Genomic DNA, 23,856 nt, shown 5'->3' with positions numbered 1-23,856 from the left:
ATGAAAGGGCAGGGCGCTGCTGTCAACCGTGGGAAGGTTGGGCCAAGCACGTCGACTACCGCGTGCGCCACGCCGCTGCCGAAGCGGCAACCAGCATCAGCAATGCCGCGACCATTGCGCAGGTGGCAAAACCAAAGCTGGAGTAGAGCGGCCCGAAGCTGGTGGTGCCGACGAAGACCGCGAGATAAGTCACCGCGCTGTTCAGGCCCATGATCGTGCCGCGCCGCGACGGATCGAGCGCCGACAGGCGCATCACCAGGACATTCAGGCCGAAATGATTGGCCAGTCCCCAGATCGCCACCATGGTCAAGGTCAGCCCGAAACTGCCGCTCGTCGTGGCCATCGCGACGTAGACGACGGCAACCAGAAGATAGGCGAATGGCATGACGCGCCGCGCACCCAGTCTGTCGATGACGCCGTCGAGCAGAGCAGCGGTGCCGAAGCCTATGCCGTAGGCAAGCGCCGCCAGGCCATTGGCGCTCACCGGCTGTCCAAGCCCGACATGAAGATGGTCGCCGAGATAGCCATAGACGCCGTAGAACGAAGTCATGAAGGCCGCGCACGCGACCAGCAGCGGCAGGATTCCGGGAATGCCGAGCGCTTCCAGCGGGGCGGGCGCCGGTCCGGCCTTCCTGATGTCGCTAAGCGACGTCACTGTCAGCCCCATCCATGCAATGGCCGCAAGCACCGCGACCGCTGCGAAAACGGCGCGCCAATGCACAAGATCGGCAAGCACGGCCGAAAGCGAAACGCCGGCGACCATGCTGAGCGTCCATCCGGTCAGCACGACGCCGATCGTGCCGCTCTCCCTGCCCGGTGGGGCGATGGCCGCGGCGCTGGCATAGATCGCGGGCATGGCGATCCCGGCAGCGATGCCGGCCAGCAGCTGTGCGGAGACCAGCATGATCACCGTGGGTGCGGCGGCACTCGCCACCAGCGCTAGTGCCAGCAGCAACAGTGCGCCCTGCAGCATCCGGCGTGCGCCGAGCCGGTCGATGTAGCGGGCCAGGAACAGGGCGCTGGCCGAGGTGCCGAGGCCGAACGCGGCCGCCGCAATCATCACGGCCGGCACGCTGGTTCCGAACGACGAGGCGACAGCCGGTGCGATCGGACCCAGCACTAGCGAGTTCGAGCCGATGACGGCGATGCAGCCCGTCAAGAGATAGGCAAGCGCCGGGATCGGGGCTCGGGCAGTCAATGGCGCAACTTGATCAATGTTCGACATATCAGCATAATGGCCGTATTCTATTCAGTGGAGAACCAGGAATTTCGCCATGGATGAAGAAACAGATGGTATTCCGCAGAACAAGGCTACTGCCCGCGACCTCGACGCGATTGACCGAAGAATATTAGGCGTCCTGGTCGATGACGCCACGATCAGCTACGCCGAACTCGGCGATCGCGTCGGCTTGTCGCCACCCGCAGCGCATGAGCGGGTCAAACGGCTCCGTCGCAGCGGCGCCATCCGCAACACGGTCGCCATCATCGATCCCCGGGCGGTGAAAAAGCCTTTGCTTGCCTTTGTCCATATCGACACCAGGGGCTGGGGAAAGACGCCGGAACTGATGGCGGTCTCGCAATATCCCGAGGTCGAGGAAATCCATACCGTCGCCGGCGATACCTGCATGCTGCTGAAGGTCCGCACGGAAGACACCAGAGCACTCGAAGGCCTTCTGGCGCGCCTGTACGAAACGCCGGGCGTCACCTCGACGCGCAGCTATGTGGTTTTATCGACCTATCTGGAGCGGCCGGTGCAGCCGGGCATTACCGAGACATGGCCGACGCCGAAGCATATGGCCGAGCCTCTGTACTAGGGACGTGGCTACGCCCGCTCGGGGAACATCGCCTTCAATCCCTCGCGCGATGCCTTGGCAACGCCGCGCTCGGTGATCAGGCCGGTGACCAGCCGCGCCGGCGTCACGTCGAAGGCCGGGTTGGCCGCAGGCGTCGTCTCCGGCGAAATGCGCACCTGGGCAATCTCGCCGGCAGCGGTCTTGCCCCAGACCAGCGAGACCTCGTCGGCCGAGCGCTGCTCGATCGGGATCTCGGCCAGTCCGTCATGCACCGTCCAGTCGATGGTCGGCGACGGCAGCGCGACATAGAACGGCACATCATTGTCGGCGGCGGCGAGTGCCTTCAGATAGGTGCCGATCTTGTTGCAGACATCGCCGTCGGCCGTGGTGCGGTCGGTGCCGACGATGACCATGTCGATCTCGCCGCGCTGCATCAGATGGCCGCCGGCATTGTCGACGATCAGCGTGTGCGGCACGCCGTGGCCGGCCATCTCCCAGGCGGTCAGCTGGGCGCCCTGGTTGCGCGGCCGTGTCTCGTCGACATAGACGTGGACCGGAATGCCGGCTTCCGTGGCCAGGTAGATCGGCGCCGTGGCGGTGCCGTAGTCGACGGTGGCCAGCCAGCCGGCATTGCAGTGGGTCAGGATGTTGACCGGCTCGCCCTTCTGCTTGCGCGCAGCGATCGCCTTGATGATGGCGAGACCGTTCTCGCCGATGGCGCGGTTGAGGCCGACATCCTCGTCGGCGATCTCACTGGCCCGCCGATAGGCGGCTGCCGCGCGTTGTTCGGGAGGCAAAGGCCGCAGGAAGCGCCGCATCTCGTCCAGCGCCCAGCGCAGATTGATCGCCGTCGGCCGTGTCTCGTGCAGGGTCTCCCACACGGCGTCGAGCGCTGCATCCGACGGATCGTCGGCCATCTGCATGGCGACGCCGTAGGCAGCGGTGACGCCGATCAGCGGCGCGCCGCGTACCCACATGTCGCGGATGGCGGTGGCGATGCCGTCGACCGTGCCGATCGTTTCGATGCGGAAATCATGCGGCAGCCAGCGCTGGTCGATGATCTCGACCGAACGGCCCTCGTCGCTCAGCCAGATGGTGCGATAGTGGCGGTCGCCGACGTTCAAAGGCTGCTCTCCTGTTCGATCAGCGCGGCCAGTTGGTTGACCTCGTCGATGCTGTGGATCTGGCGCCGGTTGACGGCGAGGTGACGGCCGAATTTCAGCGCCTTTGCCTCACAACTGGCGCGCAAATCCTCATCGGCAATGGTCTCGAAATCGGCATTGTGGGCGAGGCCGAGGATGCGCCTGTGCACCTCGATGCCGGCAAAGCCGAGCAAATCGGTCCACATCTGGTGCAGAACATGGTCGAGCGCCTGCTCGGCACCGAGCCTGTCGCCCTGATCCTCGAACAGGCTCCTCTGGTAGAGCATGCCGGTGCGTTCGGTCCGCCATAGATGCGAGAACTCGGCGCGGAACACCGCCCAGGTCTCGGTCGTCACCCCGAGCAGATAGGCGCGCATGGCGTCGCGCTTTCCCTCCTGCTCGTGGCCGCGCTGCGAGAAGAAGGACATCCAGAAATTGGCGAGCAGCATGCCGACATCGAAGGCCATCGGGCCGTAGAAGGCAAACTCCGGATCGATCATCCGGGTTTCGGTGTCGGTGACCATGATCGAGCCGGAATGCAGATCGCCATGCAGCAGCGTTTCGGCATTGGCGGCGAAGATGTGCTTCAGCCGCTGCGCCTCGACCTTCAGGTCACGGTCGGCGCGCAGTTCGGCGACCAGGCCGTCGAGCTGCGGCGAGGTGTGCCGGTTCATCTTGGCGTCGAAATAGGGGTCGGAAAACACCAGGCTTTCGGTGATGTCGCAGAGCTCGACATTGTCGGCGAACAGCGCCAGATCGGCCTTGCGGTCCTTGGCGGCCATGTGCAGGTCGGAGCCGCGAAACAGCGTGCGGGCCATGAACAGGCCGATGTCCCGGGCAATGTTCGGCAGCTGGCGGCCGTCGATCAGGGCGCGGCGCAGGATGATGTGCGGCGGCGCAAGATATTCCATGATGATCAGCGCCTGGCCTTCATCGAAATAATGGATCGCCGGCACCGAGCCTGGCGCGCGCGCCTCTTGCCTGGTCAGCGCGTGATATTCGAAGAAGGAGCGCTTCAACGGCAGCGGCCAGCTGTCGCCGACCAGGCGAACATAGGGCAGGGCCTGCTTGACGACGGCTGCACCATTGGCGCCCTCGGCAATGAACACCAGGTTGAGATTACCGTCGCCGACCTCGCGGACCTTCCAGGCGCCAGTGTCCTTGCCGATCTTCGCGCACAGCGCCTCGTTGCCGCCAAGGCGTGCAGCCAGGGTTTCGACCGATAGTGCTTCGAACGGCAATTTTTCAGTCATCGTCATCCTCCCGCTTATGCGCTCCGAACATAACGGACGCATGGCGGCTGGGCCAAGCTAGGAAGCGATCTGGCAATTGTCAATCGTGTTGACAATTGCCGATGCAGCCCATAGCGTCATGTCAGGGAGGAACGCATGGTCGGTAATGCCGTGTTCCGCGTAGAGGGACTGAGGAAATCCTTTGGCCATAACGAGGTGCTAGGCGGCGTCTCGGTCGAATTGCATGCCGGCGAAGTCACCGTGCTGATGGGCGCCAACGGCGCCGGCAAATCCACCCTCGTCAAGATCATCTCCGGTGTCTACGAACGCGGCGGCGGCACGATGACGCTCGCCGACCAGGATTTCGCACCGAAAACCCCTGCCGAAGCGATCCGCGCCGGCGTCGTCACCGTGCACCAGAATATCAACGACGGTGTCGTCGCCGATCTCGACGTCGCCACCAACCTGACCCTCGACCGACTGAGCGGCAGCGGTGCGCCGACCCTGTTCAATCCAATGCGCGTGCGGCGGGAGGCCAAGGCGGTTGCCGAGCGCATGGGGCTGACCATCGATTTGAAGGCGCGGGTGAGCGATCTTTCGCTGGCCGATCGTCAGATGGTGGCGATTGCCCGCGCGCTGGCGCACAAGCCGAAAGTGCTGATCCTCGACGAGCCGACCTCATCGCTCTCCAGCGCCGAGGCCGACCGGCTGTTCGCGCTGATCGACAGGCTGCGCGAGCAGGGCGTGGCGATCCTCTACATCTCGCATCGCATGTCGGACATCAGGCGGTTGGCCGATCGCATCGTCTCGATGCGTGACGGGATCATCTCAGGCATTTTCGACAAGAAGCCGCTCGACTATGAAGGCGCGGTCAACGCCATGCTCGGCCGCAAGATCCATCTCGACCAGATCGTCGTCAGGAATTCGGCCAAGGCCGTCCTCAAGATAGAAGGTCTGCGCATTGCACACGGCGCTCGGCCGATTTCGCTGACGCTCGGCGACGGCGAGGTCGTTGCCATCACCGGCCTCGTCGGCGTCGGCAAGACGGCGCTTGCCGAGACGCTGTTTGGCGTGCGCCAGCCGCTCGCCGGTACAATGACGCTGAACGGCAGGCCTTATGCGCCTGAAACAGCCGGCGAGGCGATCGCCGCCGGCGTGTTCCTCGTCGCCAAGGACCGCGGCGAGAACGGCATCGTCCAAGGCTTCAACATCCAGGAAAATATCAGCCTGCCGTTTCACAAGCGCATGTCGCGCTTCGGCATCCTGAGGCGCCGCCTCGAACGCGCCACGGCACGCCGGCAGATCGAGGAACTGAGCATCGTCTGCCGTTCCGAGAAGGACGAGATGTCGGAGCTGTCCGGCGGCAACCAGCAGAAGGTGATGGTCGCCCGCTGGATGGCGCAGAAGGCAAGACTGTTCATTCTGGATGAGCCGTTTCAGGGCGTCGATATCTCGGCCCGGCGCGACATTGCCGCCAAGCTCAGGGCCAGTGCAAACGGCCGCGCCACGCTGCTGTTCGTCACCGAGCTCGATGAGGCGCTGGAGACCGCCGATCGCATCCTGGTCATGTCGGAACAGACCATCGTCGGCGAGCACCGCAATGCCGATGTCGATCTCGACCGTCTGTTGGCCGAGGTCGCCGGCGGGCCGCTGCACAGTGCGGCCTGAGCGTGGGCGATAGGAATTGGAATGGAGAGAGCATGGGTTCGGGTTGGGTAAAGACGGCAGCAGCGCGCGGGAGCGCCGGATGACATTGCGCGACCACGCCATCCGCTACGGGTTCATCGTGCTCTTGTTCGGGCTCGTCGCCTATTTCTCGATCGCCGCCGACGGTTTCGTTTCGCCGCAAAGTGCCGTTTTCATCTTCCAGTCAGTCGCCATCACCGGCGTGCTGGCGCTCGGCGTCACCGCCACGCTGGTCGTCGGCGGCTTTGATCTGTCGATCGGATCGGTCGCTACATCAGCCATGATGGCGGCCGCCTATGTGATGGTGGTGCTGGAACAGAACGCCCTTGTCGCGGTCGTCGTCTGCCTGCTGATCGGCGCCGTTGTCGGCCTGATCAATGGCTGGCTGATCGTCTACATGCGCGTGCCCGATCTGCTGGCGACGCTCGGCATGATGTTCCTGCTGGTCGGCCTGCAGCGCATTCCGACAGAAGGCCGCTCGATCGCCACCGGCATGACCATGCCGGACGGTTCGGTCGCCAACGGCAAATTCTCCGACGCCTTCCTGGCGCTCGGCCGCCACCGCTTCGATTTCTTCATCCCGAACCTCATTCCGGTGTCGGTAGTCGTGCTGCTCGTGCTCGCCGTACTGATCTGGTTCTTCCTCGAATACACACGTTTCGGGCGCATGATGTATGCCGTAGGCAGCAATGAGCGTGCCGCCGAACTCGCCGGTGCGCCTGTCAAGGCATACAAGATCTGGGCCTACGTTATTTCAGGAGTTTTTGCCTCGATCGGCGGTATTTTGCTCGCTGCCCGGCTTGGACGCGGTGACATCGCCTCGGGTAATAATCTGCTGCTGGATGCGGTTGCCGCGGCACTGATCGGGTACGCGGTGCTTGGCGCCGCCAAGCCGAACGCTTTCGGCACTGCCATCGGTGCGCTGTTCGTCGGCATCTTGCTGCAAGGCCTGACGATGATGAACGCGCCTTACTACACGCAGGATTTCGTCAAGGGCGTGGTTCTGGTCGTCGCCCTTGTCTTCACCTTTGCGCTTTCGGGCAGGGGCAGGAGGTAGCTTTCGACCGGAACAGGATTTTCGAGTTCAACAAGAGTGGAGGAAAACAAAGTGAGCATTACAAGAAGACTTCTGGGGAAGGTGGCGCTCGGATTGGCCGGCGCAACCATGCTGATGCAGGTCCCGGCTTTTGCCGCGGACAAGCCGGCGCCTTTTGACAAGCCCGGCGTCAAGATCGCGCTGGTGCGCTATCTCTCGACCGGCGACTTCTTCCAGGCCTATCTCTCGGGTGTCGAGGCGCAGTCGAAGGCGCTCGGCATCGACCTGCGCGTCCTCGACAGCCGCCAGGATGCCGCCCTTCAGTCCGACATGGTCGATCAGGCCATCGCGCTTGGCGTGCAGGGTATCATCATCCAGCACGGCCTGACGGAATCGATGAAGGACGCCGCCCAGCGTGCGGTCGACGCCGGCATCAAGGTGGTGGCGTTCGACGTCAATGTCGAAAATCCCAAGATCCCGCAGATCGAACAGTCCGACCGCGACCTGGCGCGCCTCGCGCTCGAGCAGGCGGTCAAGGACAATGGCGAAAGCTGGAATGCCGGCTATGTCTATGTCGCCGGCATCGCGCCGCTCGACCGCCGCAACGAGACCTGGGTCGACGTCAAGAAGAAGTATGCCGGCATCAAGGAAGTCGCGATGTTCGGCACGCTCGACAATCCGATTGCCAACTCCGTCGCCAACCAGGCGCGTTCGGTGCTGACGGCGCATCCCGACATCAAGGTGATGTTCGCTCCCTATGACGAATTCGCCAAGGGCGTGAAAATCGCTGTCGATGAAGCAGGCTTGAACAAGGGCATCAAGATCTATTCGGCCGATATCTCGACGTCCGATATCGCTGCGATGCGTGAGCCCGACAGCGCCTGGGCCGCGACCGCCGCGACCAATCCGGCCGTCGTCGGCCAAGTCTCGGTGCGTGCGCTGGCGCAGCTGCTGGCCGGCGAAGATCCCGGCCACAACGTCGTCGTGCCGCCGACGCTGATCACCCAGAAGGACCTCATCGACAAGGACATCAAGAACATGGAGGACCTGTCGGCCAAGCTGCCGCAGTTCGCCCACGCCGATGTCGCGATGCCGGCCTGGATGCCGAACCCGAACGCGAAGTAAGTTGGACCTCTGACAAAGAAAGGGCGGCGCTCGTGCCGCTCTTTCCATGTGAATGCTCCACCTCTCCCGATTACAGCCAGTGTTCCGGGTCGCGCATTCCGTGGACAATCGCGACGACCAGCACGCCATCCGATTGCGGCTCGTAAATGACGATATAGCGGCCTTCGATGAGCACGCGGGCCGTCACGCTCAATTCCGGTCGGGCCGTGCCCATCTTGGGGTGCTGGGTCGCCAGTTCCAGCTTGTCAAAAATGCGCATGAGCAGCTTGTCCGCCGCTTTTTCATTGTCGATTGCTATGGTGTGCCAGATGTCTCGCAAATCCTGCGAGGCGCGTGGTGTGAGCCGATATCTAGCTACGAGCGCGGCGTTCTGCCTTCAGGCCGCGTATAAACTCGGCGGGTTCGACTTCCACCGGCTTGCCGCTGGCCATGCCATCGGCATAGGCCCGTTTCAAATGTTCGAGTTCCAAGGCTCGCAATTCTTCGCGCTGCTCCCACAGACGAAGGGCGTCACGAACAATCTCGCTGTTGGAGGCGTATCCGCCGCCTTCGACGGCGCTTTGCAGGCGAGCAACCTGCTGAGGGGTCAGGGATATGGTAAGGGTACGCATTGGTTCAGGTTTCATTGCCAGCCTGTACCACACCTAACAAGAGTTAACAATTATTGTTAGGAGTTAACGTCGCGCCTTGCCCCCGCTGCCTGGCGGCAGCAGGGTGATCAAGGCAGGATTCCTACCGCAGCGCTGCCGCGATATTGCCACCATCGACCGTCGTCACATCGGCGGTGGTGCGGTCGGCCAGCGCGTGATGCAGGAAGGCCTGCGCCACGTCTTGCGCCGTCACTTCCTGGCCGAGCAGGTTGCCGGACATGTAGTCCTTCTCCGACACGCCGCGCGCGCCCGAACGGCTGGCGATCATGGCGTCGGTCAGAAGCCCTGAGCGGATGCGGTCGGCGTTGACGGCGTTGGAGCGGATGCCATGCGCGCCATAGTCGAGCGCGTATTGCCGGGACAGGAACAGCGTCGCTGCTTTCGGCACGCCATAGGCGCCGAACTTCGGACCTGGATTGACCGCCTGCTTGGAGGTGTTGAACAAAAGCACGCCGCCTGTGCCCTGCTCGAGCATGATGCGCACGGCATTCTGCGCCACCGACTGATGGGCGAAGAAATTGAGTTCGAAACTCTTGCGCAGGAGTGCGTCGTCGAGCTCACCGATGCGGCCTTCCCAGGCCGCGCCGGCATTGGAAACCATGATGTCGACACCGCCGAACACGGCGACGGCTCTGTCGAAGGCGGCACGCACCTGCGCCGGGTCGGTGATGTCGGCTGCGACGCCGATCGAGTTGTTGCCGGCCTTCTTCGCCGCGTCGGCAGCCTTTTCGGCGTCGAGATCGACGACGACGGCATGGGCGCCATTGTCGGCGAACAATTTGGCTGTCGCTGCGCCGATCGCGCCGGCGCCGCCGGTGATCAGCACCACCTGGCCAGTCAGTGGCTTCGGCTTGTTGGACGCGAGCTTGGCCTGTTCCAGCGACCAGTATTCCAGCGGGAACAGATCGGCCTTGGAGAGCGGGTGGAAACGGCCGACCGCCTCGGCGCCGCGCACCGCCTCGATCCACATCTCGCCGACATCCGAGGCGATCTTCGCGTCCTTCAGCGTGCGGCCGTGGCCGAACATGCCGAGGCCGGGCACCAGCGTCAGCCGCGGCATCTGGTCGAGCATGGTGCGCTTGACGTCGTCGAGCGAATCATTGGTTTCGAAATAGGCGCGATAATCATTGGCGAACGCGTCGACATGGCTCTTGATCACCGCCTTGTAGTCGCCGGCCTTGTCCGCATCGGGCGCCGGCAGCGCCATCGGCCCGGTCTTGATGCGGATCGACAGATCGGGTGTCGACACGCCGCGTCCGGCATAATCGGCAATCTCGGATGAATTGATGAAATCGACGATTGCCGGCGAAGTGCGGAAGTCAGAGATCATGCGGTCGAAGCGGCCTTCGCCGCGCGCTACCGCCACCGCTCCGCGCAGCATCGGCGCAATGGACGCCGGTGTCGCGAGCTTTGCCGGCAAGACTGCCTTTGCCGCCTTCGGCTTGCCGCTTGCGGCAATGAAGTCCTCGGCGACATTCACATAGTGGATCATCCGGTCGTAGGCCTGTTTGGCGTCGTCGCCGAAGGTGAAGATGCCGTGCTTGTCGAGGATCAACCCTTCGACATCAGGGTCGGCATCGAAGATGTCGGCCGCCGCCTTGGCGAGGTCGAAGCCGGGCATGATATAAGGCACGTAACCCATCTTGCTGCCGAAAACCGTCTTCACCAGCGGCTTGGAGTCCTCCTGGTCGACGATGGCGAGGATGGCGGTCGAGTGCGTGTGGTCGACGAATTTGTGCGGCAGGAAGGCATGCAGCAGCGTCTCGACCGACGGGTTGGGCGAGGACGGATCGATGAGGTTGACGCGTTGCAGGGCAACCATGTCCTCGTCGGCCAGCCTGTTCAGCGCGCGCGCCTTGAGCAGCGGCTTGAGCTTGACCGCCGGCAGGCCCTGCGGCTCGATGACGCCCATGTCCCAGCCGCTGCCCTTGACGCACAGCACGTCCCACTGGTCGCCGACGAGGTCGGTTGCCGTCGTCTTGCACGAGGTGTTGCCGCCGCCATGCAGGACCAGCCGTGGTTCGCCGCCGAGCAGCCGGGTCGTGTAGACGCGCAGCGCCAGGTCGCGGCCGACACCCTTTTTTGCGTAGTCGGCGACGAGTTTTTCGGCTGCTTCGTCATTCCACAAATTCTTCATGTTCGCTTCGTCCGGTTGCTGTCTTTGTTGGTGAAACAGGATTGCCGCGACGCTTTGATGACAATGCGCCGGCAGCGGAGAGGGGGGGTTCTAGGAGGCCTTTTCTATGGTGGCAGCCGCATGGTCCAGGAGCCGCTGCGCCATGTGCGCGCCGACCACCAGATGCGTGCAAAGGCCGCCGGCGATCGCCGCGAGCAGCGGTTCGAACTTGCTGTCCTCCTGCACCACCACCAACCGCCTGGCGATGGCGCGCAGCGAGGCAAGCTCGGCGGAGATCACCCGCCTGTTATAACTGCAGTCGAGCACCTTGCCCTCGGCGTCTATGATCTGCCCGGCAATCACGCCGGCAGCGCCTTGGCTGCGCAGATCCGCCATTTCACTGGGCGTCAGCGCGCCGCATTTGACCAGATGGCTGTCGGCGTCGACCGCGCCGACCGAGTACAGCGCCAGATCGCATTCACTCACACCTGAGAGCTGTTCGCGGATCACCGGCTCGGCACGCAGCGCGCGCGCCAGCTCTTCCGTCGACAGCACCAGCGGCGCGTAGAAGTTGAGTCCCTTGGCGTTGAGCCGCCGAGCGATCTCCATCGTGCATTGGTCGGGCCGGTAGGAATAGGGCGCGCCGAGATTGCCGCAGAGCTGCACCACCGTGACATCCTGCAGATCGGCATAGGACATGACGTCGGCGATCATATAGACGGTGCGGCCCCAGGCTACGCCGATGCGGTCGCCCTTCTTGACCAGTTCGAGGAAGACGCTCGCCGCCAGCACGGCGATTTCCGTCGACGGGTCGGCAATATGATCATTCTCCGGTGCGATCCAGACGGCGTCGAGGCTCAACGCATCCTCGAGCTTGCGCGCCAGCACGTCGTCGGTGAAAAGCTGGGTCGAAGTCGAGATGTTGACGATGCCGGTCTCGCGTGCCTTGCGCAGGTACATGGCGACTGAGGCACGGGAAATGTTAAGCTGGCTCGCCACCTGGTCCTGCCGCAGGCCATGGGCATAGTAGAGCCAGGCGGCCTTGTGGATGAGCTGTTCTGCCGGTCGGATCGCCATGCCGTCTCCTCGGCTGACATTATTCACGGCTCTCGACAAAAGTCAAACTGGGCAGAGGTATGCGATGCTCCCGCTTACGCCGAATCTGGTTCATCATTGCGCCGAATGCGCTCTGTCGTGGCATCGTTTGTGGTGACGCGGCCCGAGCCTGTGATTAGAACGTCTGAAAGAAAACCGCGGGGGAGCATGGGATGGGCAGTCCTTACGAACAGGATCTCGACAAGAACGCGGCCAACCATCAGCCGTTGACGCCGCTCACCTATCTGGAGCGCGCGGCCAAGACCTATCCCGACCATATCGCCATCATCCATGGCCGCCAGCGCATCGACTATCGCACCTTCTGGCAGCGGTCGCTGAAGCTTGCCTCGGCGCTCGACAGGCGCGGCATCGGCAAGGGCGACACCGTCACCGTCATGCTGTCAAACACGCCGCCGATGCTGGAGGCGCATTTCGGTGTGCCGATGACCAAGGCGGTGCTGCATTCGCTCAACACCCGCCTCGATGCCGCGGTCATCGCCTTCCAGCTCGATCATGCCGAGACCAAGGTGCTGATCGTCGACCGCGAATTCTCCGGCGTCGTCAGACAGGCCCTGGAACTGGCCAAGGTCAAGCCGCTGGTCATCGACTATGACGATCCCGAATACGCCGCCGACGCGCCGTACCCGAAGGGTGAGCGCATCGGTTCGCTCGACTATGAGGACTTCATCGCTGGGGGCGCCGCGGACTTCGCCTGGTCGATGCCCGACGATGAGTGGGACGCGATCTCGCTGAACTATACCTCCGGCACTACAGGCAATCCGAAGGGCGTCGTCTACCACCATCGCGGTGCCGCGCTGATGGCCTACACCAACACCATTCATGCCGGCATGGCCAAGCACGCCGTCTATCTCTGGACGCTGCCGATGTTCCACTGCAATGGCTGGTGCTTTCCGTGGACGCTCGCAGTCCAGGCCGGCACCCATGTCTGCCTGCGCTGGGTGCGGCCGAAGCCGGTCTACGATGCGATCGCCGATCAGGGCGTCACCCATCTGTGCGGCGCGCCGGTCGTCATGTCGGTGCTGATCAATGCCAGGGACGAGGACAAGCGCGTATTTCCGCAGACGGTCACTTTCAACACCGCCGCAGCACCCCCGCCGGAAGCGGTGCTATCGGGGATGGCGGATGCCGGATTTGCCGTCACCCATCTCTACGGCCTGACCGAGACCTATGGCCCGGCGGTCGTCAACGAATGGCATGGCGCCTGGGATGATCTCGAAAAGGGCGAGCGCAGCGCCAGGAAGGCGCGGCAGGGCGTGCGCTATGCAGCGCTCGAAGGCCTGACAGTCATGGACCCCGAGACGATGCGGACGACACCGGCCGATGGCGAGACCATCGGCGAGGTCATGTTCCGCGGCAACATCGTCATGAAGGGCTACCTGAAAAACCGCAAGGCGAGCGACGAAGCCTTCGCCGGCGGCTGGTTCCATTCCGGCGATCTCGGCGTCATGCACCCCGATGGCTACATCCAGCTCAAGGACCGCTCCAAGGACATCATCATCTCCGGTGGCGAGAACATTTCCTCTATCGAGGTCGAGGACGCGCTCTACAAGCACCCGTCGGTTGCCTCTTGCGGCGTCGTCGCCAGGCCCGACGACAAATGGGGCGAGGTGCCTGTCGCCTATGTCGAGCTGAAGCCCGGCAAGATCGCGACCGAAGCCGAGATCATCGATCACTGCCGCGCGCTGCTTGCCCGGTTCAAGGTGCCGAAGGCGGTCATCTTCGCCGAAATCCCGAAGACCTCGACCGGCAAGATCCAGAAATTCCGGTTGCGCGAGATGGCAAAGGACCTGACTTCGTCATCCTAGGGTGGAGCAGTCGCGAAGCGACGTCGCGGAAACCCTAGGATCCATGCCGTGACCTCTCAGCCATGCTCCAACGTCGAGGATGACAGGGCGCGCTTACCAGCGTAACTTCTTGATCCGCCACACTCTTCAGCAGACGTCGCGGCATGGATCCTAGGGTCTGCGCCGCGTCGCTTCGCTCCTTGCTTCGCCCTAGGATGACGAATTCATCAGGGCCAGCCGCTAATAGCGATCGTCGATTCCACCTTCTCACTGTCACCATCTGTCACCATCTGTCACCATTCGTACGCGTACATCGAATCCGCGTTGACAGGCCGCTCTTTTCAATTTACGAGTGACGAAAATCGAAATTCGTCACTCGTAAATTGACAGAGGATCATGTCCGAAGCCGCCACCATAGTCGCCGAAGGCGCCCGACAGGAAAATGTAACGCGCATTCTCGATTGCGCCGAGCGCTTGTTCCGGCACTATGGCTACGGCAAGACCAATGTCGCCGACATCGCGCGTGAGCTCGGCATGTCGCCGGCCAACATCTATCGTTTCTTCGCCTCCAAGGTCGAAATCCACCAGGCCGTCTGCGGCCGGATGCTCGGTGCCAGCTACAAGATGGCCTACGAGATTTCGCGCCTGCCGATCAGCGCCGAGGAGCGGCTCCGGCGTTACGTGCATGCGCAATACAAGATGACGATGGAGGTCATGCTCGACGACCAAAAGGTCCACGAGATGGTCATCGTCGCCCTCGAACGGGATTGGGGTGTGATCGACAAGCATGTCGACAGCATTCACGACCTGTTTGCGGAAATCATTCGTGACGGCATCGAGGCCGGTGAGTTCAGAAAACAGGATCCGGTGATCGCGTCTCGCTGTTTCGGCGCCGCGACCGTCATCCTGTGTCATCCGCAGATGGTGGCGCAATGCCTTGCCAAGACCAACCGGGCAATGCCTGACGACCTCATCGATTATGCAATCAAGGCTTTGAAGTAGCTGCCGCCCGCCGGGCGCCGGTTCAACGATTCATCTCCATTTCGGGAGTACGCGCGTGTCTTCGTTCAGTTCAATCATCAGCAGGCTGCCGGCTGTGGGCCCGGTGCTGCTTGTCACCGCCACTCTCGGGCTTGCCGGCTGCAGCCAGGAAAAAGCCGAAGTCAAGGATATCATCCGTCCGGTCAAGGTTGTCGAGATCGCGAAGGTGCATGACACCCGCATGCTCTCCTATTCCGGGTCGGTGCGGGCCCGCACCGAGAGCGCTCTGGCGTTCCGCGTCAATGGCAAGATCACCGAGCGCCTCGTCGATATCGGCCAGCATGTGGCCTCGGGCGATGTGCTCGCCCGCATCGATCCCATTGACTACGACCTCTCGGTCAAGAGCGCGCAGGCAGCGCTCGATGCCGCCGAGCGGCAGGTCGAGACCGTGGAGCTTGCCCGCAAGCGTGCCGAGCAGCTTTTTGCCAAGAATTTTGCCCCGAAATCACAACTCGAACAGGCGACCTTGACCTATGACCAAGCGGTCGCCACGCGTGATTCCGCCCTTTCGACACTTGCTCAGGCGAAGAACCAGGTCGGTTATACCGATCTCAAGGCCGACAGGGATGGCATCGTCACCACGGTCAGCGCCGACGTCGGCCAGGTGGTCGGTTCCGGCACGCCGGTTGTTACTGTCGCTGTCGACGGCGAAAAGGAAGTGCTGATCGCCGTTCCCGAAATGGAAATCGCCGAATTCAAGCCGGGCAAGGCCGTCAAGGCGGGCTTCTGGTCCGACGATGCGCTGGCGCTCGATGGCAAGGTCCGCGAAGTCGCCGGCAGCGCCGATCCGCAGTCACGCACCTTTGCCGTCCGCGTCAGCCTGCCCAACGATCCGCGTGTGCTGCTCGGCATGACCGCCAGCATCGAAGCCTCGGCGGCCAATGAGCGGCAGCTGGTCTCGATCCCGCTGAGCGCACTGGCCGAGCAAGGCACGCAATCGATCGTCTGGACCGTCAATCGTGGCGCCGACACCGTTCATGCCCGTCCGATCAAGGTCGCCGAATTCGCCGCCGATGGGGTGCGTGTCGCAGAGGGTTTGAACCCCGGCGATGTCGTGGTCGCCGCCGGCACGCAATTCATGACCGAAAACCTGAAGGTGAAGCTCGCCGGTGAGACGGCGCTGCAATCGGCATCCGCGGCAGACGGCGACGCCAAGCAGGTGCGCTGACGACAGACAACCGGCTGCGCGTTCCCGCAGTCGCTGGTTTCCGGGCGGCAGGCGCCCGACCGAGACGCTCGATTGATGTAACCCCCACATCGATTTCGCGTCCCACCGCGATGAGCGTTTCTCCTCTCGGAGAGCCTTGCCGCCCGGAAGCCACTACGAACCCTCGATTTTGTTGCGCTAGATAGATGGACCAGCGTCGATGACCAATTCCACGGAAGAGAAGCGGCCCTTCAACCTGTCGCGCTGGGCAATCGGCCATCCCGCCGTTGCGCGGTTCCTGTTCGGCCTGATCATCATTTCCGGCGCGCTCGGCCTGATGCGTATGGGCCAGAAGGAAGATCCCGATTTCACCTTCCGGATCATGGTCGTCCAGGCGATCTGGCCGGGCTCCTCGATCAAGGAGATGGAAGACCAGGTCGTCAACAAGATCGAACGCAAGCTGCAGGAAACGCCGCATCTCGATTTCGTGCGCTCCTTCACCCGCGCCGGCAGCGCCATCATCACTGTGCAGATCAAGGGCGACACCAACACCGCCGAGGTGACGGACGCTTTCTACCAGGTGCGCAAGAAGGTCGGTGACATTGCCGGTGACTTGCCGCAAGGTCTGCTCGGCCCCTATTTCAACGACGAGTTCGGCGACACCTTCATCACGCTGCATTCGATCAGCGGCGATGGCTTCAGCTATCCCGAGCTGAAGAAGTTCGCCATCCAGGCGCGTGACATGCTTTTGACGACGCCCGGCGTCGAGAAGGCCGTCATCATCGGCGACCAGCCGGAAAAGCTCTATATCGACGTCTCGTCCAAGGCCCTGGCCGAACGCGGCCTGACGCTGACCGATCTGCAGAATGCGATCAAGGGACAGAACAATGTCGACCCGGCCGGCTCCGTCGATACCGGCACCAACTCGGTACGCATCTCCGTCGAGGGCGATGTCGGCAAGGTCGAGGATATCCGGAACCTGCGCCTGCGCGCCGGCGGACAGGTCACAAGGCTGGGCGACATCGCCACGGTGACCTCGGGGCTGGAAGATCCGTTCCAGCGCAAATACCGCTTCAACGGTCACGACAGCGTGCAGTTGGGCGTCGTCATGGCCAAGGGCTTCAAGGTTACCGACGTCGGCAAGGATGTCGAGGCCACCTACAAGCGCTTCGAAGAGGCGCTGCCCTACGGCGCTGCGGTCGACCAGATCTCCGACCAGCCCGGCGTCGTCACCGATGCGGTGGCCGAGTTCATGCATGCGCTTGGCGAAGCGCTGCTGATCGTGCTCGTCGTCTCGTTCCTGTCGATAGGCTGGCGTTCCGGCCTGGTCATCGCCATCGCCATCCCGCTGGTGCTGGCTGCGACCTTCGCCATCATGTACGAACTCGGCATCGACCTGCAGCGCATCTCGCTCGGCGCGCTGATCATCGCGCTCGGTCTTCTGGTCGACGACGCGATGATCGTCGTCGAGATGATGGAGCGCAAACTGGAGGAGGGGATGGTCAAGGTCGAGGCGGCGAGCTTCGCCTATGCCTCGACCGCCTTCCCGATGCTGACCGGCACGCTGATCACCACGGCCGGCTTCATTCCGGTCGGCTTCGCGGCCTCGACCGCCGGCGAATATGTCCGCACCCTGTTCTATGTCGTCGGCATCGCGCTGATCGTCTCCTGGTTCGTCGCGGTCTATTTCACGCCATGGCTCGGCAACATGATCCTCAAGCAGCGCAAGCATGCCGGCAGCCATCACGATGTCTTCGACACACGTTTCTACCGCCGGCTTCGTGCTACCGTCGGCTGGGCCGTGCGCCATCGCATCATCGTCCTGGTGATGACGCTGGTCACCTTCGGCACCAGCCTGTGGGCTTTCCAGTTCATTCCGCAGAACTTCTTCCCGCAATCGTCGCGGCCGGAAATCCTTGTCGACCTTTGGCTGCCGGAAGGCACCAGCATCAAGGAAGTCGAGGCGCAGGCCAAGGCGCTCGAAACCAAGATGATGGACGACAAGGACAAGCGTTTCATCGCCACCTATATCGGCGAAGGCGCGCCGCGCTTCTTCCTGCCGCTCGACCAGCAGCTGAGCAACCCCAACTTCGCCCAGCTGCTCGTCATGGCTAATGACGAACCGGCCCGCGAACGGCTGATCGTCAAGTTGCGCACCGTCCTGGCGCAAGACTTCCCATCCATCCGTGCCAAAGTCGATCGTCTGTTCCTCGGCCCGCCGACCGGCTGGCCGGTGCAGATGCGCGTCATGGGGCCGGATCGCCAGGAGGTGCGCCGCATCGCCGACCAGGTGAAGGCGAAGTTCCGCGAGGATCCGCTGCTTGGCGCCGTGCATGATGACTGGCTGGAGCCGGTTCCGGCGATGAAGCTGGTCATCGACCAGGATCGTGCCCGCGCACTCGGCGTCACCTCGCAGCGCATCCGCCAGATGCTGCAGGCGGCGATGTCCGGCGCGCCGCTCGACGACTTCCGCGACGGCGAGGAGACGGTGTCCATCGTCGCCCGCGAGCCGGATGCCAGCCGCAGCCTGCTGTCCTCGGTCGACTCGGTCTATATCCCGACCGACTTCGGTGGCTTCGTGCCGCTGTCGCAGGTTGCCAAGGTGGTGCCGGTGCTGGAGCAAGGCATCGAGTGGCGCCGCGACCGTCTGCCGACCATCAGTGTGCGGGCAACGCTGCCCGACGGCGTGCAGTCCAATGACGTCGTCACCAAACTGTACAAGGATATGCAGGGCCTGCGTGACGGATTGGCGCCCGGCTACAAGGTCGAGATCCAGGGCGGTGCGGAGGATTCGGCGGAAAGCCAAGCTTCGATCGCCGCCAAGGCGCCGATCATGCTGGCCGTCATCGTCGTGCTTTTGATGATCCAGCTGCAGAACTTCGGCAAGGCGATGCTGGTGCTGGCGACCGGTCCGCTTGGCATTATCGGTGCTGCCGCGGCACTCTTGATCAGCGGCGCGCCGTTCGGCTTCGTCGCCATTCTCGGCGTCATCGCGCTGCTCGGCATCATCATGCGCAACTCGATCATCCTGGTCGACCAGATCGACCAGGACATCGCCGCGGGCATGGACCGCTACGAGGCGATCATCGGTTCGGCCGTTCGCCGTTTCCGGCCGATCACGCTGACGGCGCTGACGGCGGTACTGGCGCTGATCCCGATCTCGCGCGGCGTCTTCTGGGGTCCGCTTGCCTACGCCATGATGGGCGGCATCCTGGTTGCCACGGTGCTGACCATCCTGGTCCTGCCGGCCGGTTACGCCCTGTTCTTCGGCCGGGAGCCGAAGAAGCGCGGGGCGGAGGGCCGGACGGACGATCTGGAACTGAGCCAGGAAGCCGAAAAGCCGCAATTGGCGCTGGCCGCCGAATAGATCGATCACGCCAGTCGAAAAGGATCGGGCGCGCCGAAGCGCGCCCGATCCTTTTCACTTTTACGAGGTCAGATGACGAAGAACCAGTTGGCGAGCAGCATCACCACCACGCCGGCGACCAGCGTCAGATAAGGCAGCATGCCCGCCTTTTTGACCGAGAGGTCGGCCCCCGTCATGCCGAGATCGGCCAGCATGTGGTCGGGGAACTTGCCCTTGTCCTGGATATAGTGGCGGAAGCAGAACACCGGGATGATCAGGGCCGCGGTGATCAGGCCGGCCCACAGCGCCATCGGGTTCCACACCTTGGCGCCGGCGCCCATGAAGATCATGTTGACATAGGCGAAGATCGCGCCGACGCCGAGCAACCAGCTCGGTGCTTTCCAGGGCCGGGCGATATGGCCGTTGTCGATGCGGTGGATCCAGCCGGCGTTGAGGTTGAGGAAGTTGAAGATGATATAGCCGCAGTTCGACACGGCGAGGATGAAGAAGAAGCTCGTCGCGTCGGCAGAGGCGATGGCCAGCACGATCAGGTTGAAGACGAGATCGGTCCACATTGCCCGCGTCGGCGCGCCATGTTCGTTGACATGGCTGAGATAGCGCGGCAGCCAGCCATCGACCGAGCCCTGGTAGAGCGTGCGCGAAGAGCCTGCCATGGCGGTCATGATGCACAGAACCAGAGCCAGGATCATCAGCATCACCAAGAGGCTGTGGATCAGTGCGCCGCCGCCGACCATGCCGGCCAGCGCGTCGGCGACACCGGAGCCGTCGACGATCGGTGTCGCCAGCATGCCGTTGAGGCCAAGCACGCCCTGGAAGGTGAACGGCACCAGGATGAACAGCAGCATGCACAAAAGGCCGGAATAGAAGATCGCCTTGAACGTGTCGGTGCCCGGGTTCTTGAACTCCGAGGTGTAGCAGACGGCGGTCTCGAAACCGTAGGTCGACCAAGCGGCGATGAACATGCCGCCAAGCACCAGCGTCCAGCCGGCAATGTTCCAGGCGCCGGGTTCGGGCGCATAGGCGGCCGCCAGCGGCACCAGCGGCGAGAAATTCGCCCAGTTGATCTGGCCGGTGACGATCGGCACCACGCCGACGATCAGCATCGGAATGATGACCAGCAGGCCGATATATTTCTGCACGTTGGCAGTGCCGAGGATGCCGCGATGCTGGATGGCGAAGATGATCAGCATCAGCACCGCACCGATGAAGAAGGTCGCGTTGAGGGTGAACGAGACCGGCCCCAGCGTGTGGCTGTAGAGCGTCCAGTTGCGGATCACCGGCGTTGCCGCGGCGGTCACCGCCGTGATGGCGTCGGCGGCACTCGTCCCGGCATGCGCGGCGATATAGGCGACGACTTCGGGCGAGGCATCGGTGAACAGCGGCACCGGCGCCAACGCGTTGAGGATATAGGCGGCGGCGATCGAGCAGCCGAGCGATAGCACCGGCGACCAGGCGAACCAGTTGCACCACACCGACAGCGGCGCGATGAACTTGGAATAGCGCAGCCATGCGGTGGCGCCGTAGATCGACGCGCCGCCCGACTTGTTCGGAAACAGGCCGGCGATTTCGGCATAGGTGAAGGATTGCAGGAAGCCCATGATCATGGAGAAGATCCAGATCGCGAAGGCCAGCGTGCCGGTCGTGCCGGCAATGCCGCCGATCGAGAACAGGACGAGGGCAGGCACACCGCTCGCCACCCAGAAGGCGCCGCGCCAGTCGATATTTCGGTGCAACTTGCCTTCGGCAAGCGGCTCCAGGACAGTCACTATCGTGCTCATATGTCTTTGTTCCCCATTTTGATGTTCCCCGTTCGTGACCGCCGCGGCTTCGCGAGGCTTCACCATCGACGCATGCATTGTTCGACTGCCGGTGTTTCCACTCAGTCGTATTTTTTTCTTAACAGTGAAGATTGATCCGGCGCGCTTTCAGGTCAAGCGAATTGTCGCGCCGTGCACATCCCGCTTGCGAAACATGTCAGCTTCACACTGGCGGGCAGGATTGTTCGGAAAAGGACCAGGGGTCTGGAAACGAAAAACCCGCCGGAGGCGGGTCGCGGCGCAAATCAGCACCATGGACGAATATGTAGCATAGCTGCCCTCAGCAGGTCAAGAAAAAATTCCTATCACGAACTGCCAGCACGGCCTCACTGTCTTGGGAGGAAGGCCGTCAGGAGCGTGGTTTGGTCTTTTGCGGATCGTAGTGGGCGAAGGCGACGACGCGCGCCGGCAGCCGCTTGGCATGGCCGTCGAGCTTGCCGATCTCGACCTCGGTACCGACAGCTGAATGGGTGACGTCGAGCCTGGCCAGCGCGATGGTCTTGTTCAGCATCGGAGAACGCATGCCCGACGTGACCACGCCGATCTGGGCGCGGCCGACATGCACGCAATCGCCATGGCCGACGTCGACATTGGCCTCGATGTCGAGGCCGACCAGCTTCGTCTGCGGGTGCTCCTTGCGGCGGATCAGCGCTTCGCGGCCGATGAAATCGTCGGTCTTGCTCTTCAGCGGCACGGTGAAGCCGATGCCGGCCTCGAACGGGTCGGTCTGGTCGGAGAATTCGTAGCCGGCGAAGATCAGCCCGGCCTCGATGCGCACCATGTCCAGCGCCTGCAGCCCCATCGGCTTCAGTCCATGCGACTGGCCGGCTTCCCAGATGGCGTCGAACACTTTTTCGGCGTCGCGCGGATGGCACCAGATCTCGTAGCCGAGCTCGCCGGTATAGCCGGTGCGCGAGACCACGACCGGAATGCCGTTGCCGCCACCAATGCGGGCGACGGCGAAGCGGAACCATTCGAGTTCGTCGATCGATGGCTGCAATGGCGAAGTCCAGATCACTTCTCGCAGGATGTCGCGGCTCTTCGGACCCTGCACGGCGACATTGTGCATCTGGTCGGTCGACGAGCGCACCAGCACGTTGAGACCCAGCTTGGCGGCCGTCTCGCGCAGCCATTCGCCGGACAGATCGTCGCCGCCGACCCAGCGGAAATTGTCCTTGCCGAGCCGCAGCAGGGTGCCGTCGTCGACCATGCCGCCATGCTCGTAGCACATCGCCGAGTAGACCACCTGGCCGACGCCCAGCTTCTTGACCTCGCGGGTCAGCGTGTATTGCAGCAGCGCTTCGGAATCCGGACCGGTAACCTCGAACTTGCGCAGCGGCGACAGGTCCATGATCACCGCGTCCTGCCGGCAGGCCCAGTATTCGGCGATCGGCCCGTCCTTGGCGAAGGAATTGGCCAGCCAATAGCCCCTGTACTCGCCGAAGTTGCGGGTGTGCTTGGCAAAGCTCGAATGAAAAGCTGTCTCGCGGGTCATTTTCGGTTCCGAATCGGGCGTCATGCGTCTGGCGATCGCTCGCGAGAATTTGTGCTGGCCGGAATAGGTCCGCACATGGATGTCGGTCGGGTTCCAGCCATTGGCCGGCGTCGTGTCGTCGGGGCAGGCGGAGGAAACGCAGACGATGTCGGTGAGCGCCCGCAGCAGCACGTAGTCGCCCGCCCGCGACCACGGCTCGTCGGACACCATGACGCCATGCGCGTCGATCGCGGTGTTGAAGAAGAAGTTGATCGCCATCCAGCCGGCGCGGGGCGTGACGCCTTTGTCCAACAACGCGCGATTAAAGTTCTCAGAGCAGTTGGTGTGGCCGGGATAGCCGATGTCGTCGTAATATTTGGCGGCGCAGGCGAGCGCGAAGGCGTCGTGCCGACCGCATGTGTCCTGCACCACCTCGACCAGCGGCTCCATGTCCTGGTCATAGTATTTGGAATGCAGGCCGGGCATCGGGTAGCTCGCACCCATCAGCGTGCGCGTTGTCGTCACGTCGAGCGGATGATCCAGTCCCCTGTCCAGCTTGCGCGCCGAAAAGCACTGGAAGTCGGTGCACTGGCGGCCGTCGACATCGATGATCTGCAGATAGTCACCGGCCTTGACGAAATAGGCCTCCGCCGTCGCCGAATGGACACGCAAATCGAGCACCGGGTCGGCCAGCGGGTCCGCCAACAGCGATTTCGCCGCCGGGCGGATCGTGGCGCGGCGAACGATGGCGGTCAGCGGCGTCGCCGTGTCGTGACCGTCGACCAGCATCGGCCCGCCGGGGGCCGCAATCAGCATCGAGCCGTCACGCGTGACCGTGAATGTTTGTTCTGTACCGGCAGGCGTAGTGGCGCCGAACACCCGCACCGCCTTGGCATGGTCAAGCTGCACCTGCCGGCGCGCGAGCCCGCTCCGTAGCGATGCGAGGCTGTCGTCGTCCTCTATGAGCAGCGCCTTGATGCCGGCAGCGTTGCTGTCCGATGCTTCACCGAAAATGCCGGGATCGGTCGCGCCGGTCCTGTCCCAGGCCAGCAACTCGCAGGCCTGGCCACCCTCGACATTGCGCACGGTGATCGTGTCGCCGGCCATGATATCGATGAGCACCGCGCCATTGCCATGGATCGTATAACGCTCCATGCCCGGCGGCAGCGCGATCTGGCCGGGCCTCAGGATGAGGCTCGGCCGCGGCGGTCCGGCGGCAATTGCGGGGTAGGGCGACTGGCTCATCTCAGCCTTGCGGTTCGAGAAACAAGTTTGCCTGTGTGTGAAATTATTTTAGCGGTAAGAATAGCAGTGCGCGTGCGTTTGGCAA

The 23,856-nt window shown here is 63.2% G+C and carries 16 protein-coding genes and 1 pseudogene; 8 read left to right on the top strand and 9 right to left on the bottom strand.

Annotated elements, in window-relative coordinates:
- Positions 1–55 precede the first annotated feature (55 nt).
- Positions 56–1,225 carry an MFS transporter gene (locus NKJ11_RS03155; RefSeq protein ID WP_023808761.1) on the bottom strand — a complete coding sequence of 390 codons (1,170 nt, stop codon included), beginning with the start codon at positions 1,223–1,225 and terminating at the stop codon, positions 56–58.
- A 49-nt stretch (positions 1,226–1,274) separates the two neighbouring features.
- Between NKJ11_RS03155 and NKJ11_RS03150 the strand changes: the two genes are divergently transcribed.
- A complete protein-coding gene (locus tag NKJ11_RS03150; protein WP_023808760.1) occupies positions 1,275–1,814 on the top strand; it encodes an Lrp/AsnC family transcriptional regulator in 540 nt (179 codons plus the stop codon).
- A gap of 8 nt (positions 1,815–1,822) precedes the next feature.
- Here NKJ11_RS03150 and mtnA read toward each other — a convergent pair whose 3' ends face one another.
- Positions 1,823–2,917, bottom strand: a complete 1,095-nt coding sequence (gene mtnA, locus NKJ11_RS03145; RefSeq protein WP_352792685.1) for an S-methyl-5-thioribose-1-phosphate isomerase — start codon at positions 2,915–2,917, stop codon at positions 1,823–1,825.
- Positions 2,914–4,188: an S-methyl-5-thioribose kinase gene (gene mtnK / locus NKJ11_RS03140; RefSeq protein ID WP_128302416.1), complete on the bottom strand. Its 1,275-nt coding sequence runs from the start codon at positions 4,186–4,188 to the stop codon at positions 2,914–2,916. The genes mtnA and mtnK overlap by 4 nt, the downstream gene beginning before the upstream one ends.
- Positions 4,189–4,323: 135 nt before the next feature.
- On the opposite strand from mtnK, the gene NKJ11_RS03135 reads away from it, so the two are divergent.
- The 3 genes from NKJ11_RS03135 to NKJ11_RS03125 all read left to right on the top strand — a co-directional run bounded on the left by NKJ11_RS03135 (position 4,324) and on the right by NKJ11_RS03125 (position 8,014).
- Positions 4,324–5,835: a sugar ABC transporter ATP-binding protein gene (locus NKJ11_RS03135; protein ID WP_352609365.1), complete on the top strand. Its 1,512-nt coding sequence runs from the start codon at positions 4,324–4,326 to the stop codon at positions 5,833–5,835.
- Between the two features lie 79 nt (positions 5,836–5,914).
- A complete protein-coding gene (locus NKJ11_RS03130) occupies positions 5,915–6,910 on the top strand; it encodes an ABC transporter permease (protein WP_127291078.1) in 996 nt (331 codons plus the stop codon).
- 51 nt (positions 6,911–6,961) lie between these two features.
- Positions 6,962–8,014 carry a substrate-binding domain-containing protein gene (locus tag NKJ11_RS03125; protein ID WP_023808755.1) on the top strand — a complete coding sequence of 351 codons (1,053 nt, stop codon included), beginning with the start codon at positions 6,962–6,964 and terminating at the stop codon, positions 8,012–8,014.
- Positions 8,015–8,084: 70 nt separating this feature from the next.
- Here the strand turns inward: NKJ11_RS03125 and NKJ11_RS03120 are convergent.
- From NKJ11_RS03120 to NKJ11_RS03105, 4 genes and pseudogenes are all read right to left on the bottom strand, one after another.
- Positions 8,085–8,351, bottom strand: a pseudogene (locus NKJ11_RS03120) (type II toxin-antitoxin system RelE/ParE family toxin); the annotation flags it as partial.
- 13 nt (positions 8,352–8,364) lie between these two features.
- Positions 8,365–8,625 carry a type II toxin-antitoxin system ParD family antitoxin gene (locus tag NKJ11_RS03115; protein ID WP_023808753.1) on the bottom strand — a complete coding sequence of 87 codons (261 nt, stop codon included), beginning with the start codon at positions 8,623–8,625 and terminating at the stop codon, positions 8,365–8,367.
- Positions 8,626–8,746: 121 nt separating this feature from the next.
- On the bottom strand, positions 8,747–10,801 hold the full coding sequence (locus NKJ11_RS03110; protein WP_023808752.1) for a bifunctional aldolase/short-chain dehydrogenase: 2,055 nt from the start codon (positions 10,799–10,801) through the stop codon (positions 8,747–8,749).
- A gap of 90 nt (positions 10,802–10,891) precedes the next feature.
- The gene (locus tag NKJ11_RS03105; protein ID WP_127291072.1) at positions 10,892–11,857 is read right to left on the bottom strand and encodes a sugar-binding transcriptional regulator; all 966 of its coding nucleotides are present in this window, start codon (positions 11,855–11,857) and stop codon (positions 10,892–10,894) included.
- Positions 11,858–12,048: 191 nt separating this feature from the next.
- Here NKJ11_RS03105 and NKJ11_RS03100 point away from each other — a divergent pair, with 191 nt between their 5' ends.
- The 4 genes from NKJ11_RS03100 to NKJ11_RS03085 all read left to right on the top strand — a co-directional run bounded on the left by NKJ11_RS03100 (position 12,049) and on the right by NKJ11_RS03085 (position 19,235).
- Entirely contained in the window at positions 12,049–13,701 is a 1,653-nt protein-coding gene (locus tag NKJ11_RS03100) for an acyl-CoA synthetase (protein ID WP_352792683.1), read from the top strand.
- A 375-nt stretch (positions 13,702–14,076) separates the two neighbouring features.
- On the top strand, positions 14,077–14,682 hold the full coding sequence (locus NKJ11_RS03095; RefSeq protein WP_352792681.1) for a TetR/AcrR family transcriptional regulator: 606 nt from the start codon (positions 14,077–14,079) through the stop codon (positions 14,680–14,682).
- A gap of 55 nt (positions 14,683–14,737) precedes the next feature.
- A complete protein-coding gene (locus NKJ11_RS03090; protein ID WP_023808748.1) occupies positions 14,738–15,889 on the top strand; it encodes an efflux RND transporter periplasmic adaptor subunit in 1,152 nt (383 codons plus the stop codon).
- 199 nt (positions 15,890–16,088) lie between these two features.
- Entirely contained in the window at positions 16,089–19,235 is a 3,147-nt protein-coding gene (locus NKJ11_RS03085) for an efflux RND transporter permease subunit (RefSeq protein WP_352792679.1), read from the top strand.
- Between the two features lie 68 nt (positions 19,236–19,303).
- Here NKJ11_RS03085 and NKJ11_RS03080 read toward each other — a convergent pair whose 3' ends face one another.
- Complete coding sequence (locus tag NKJ11_RS03080; RefSeq protein ID WP_128302425.1) at positions 19,304–21,013, bottom strand: trimethylamine N-oxide permease; 1,710 nt, start codon at positions 21,011–21,013, stop codon at positions 19,304–19,306.
- Between the two features lie 388 nt (positions 21,014–21,401).
- The gene (locus tag NKJ11_RS03075; RefSeq protein WP_352440037.1) at positions 21,402–23,771 is read right to left on the bottom strand and encodes a trimethylamine N-oxide demethylase; all 2,370 of its coding nucleotides are present in this window, start codon (positions 23,769–23,771) and stop codon (positions 21,402–21,404) included.
- Between the last annotated feature and the right edge of the window lie 85 nt (positions 23,772–23,856).

This window comes from Mesorhizobium sp. M0243 (assembly GCF_040321775.1).
GTDB lineage: Bacteria > Pseudomonadota > Alphaproteobacteria > Rhizobiales > Rhizobiaceae > Mesorhizobium.
Note: the sequence above shows the minus strand (reverse complement) of the source record. Positions and strands in the feature narration are given on the sequence as shown.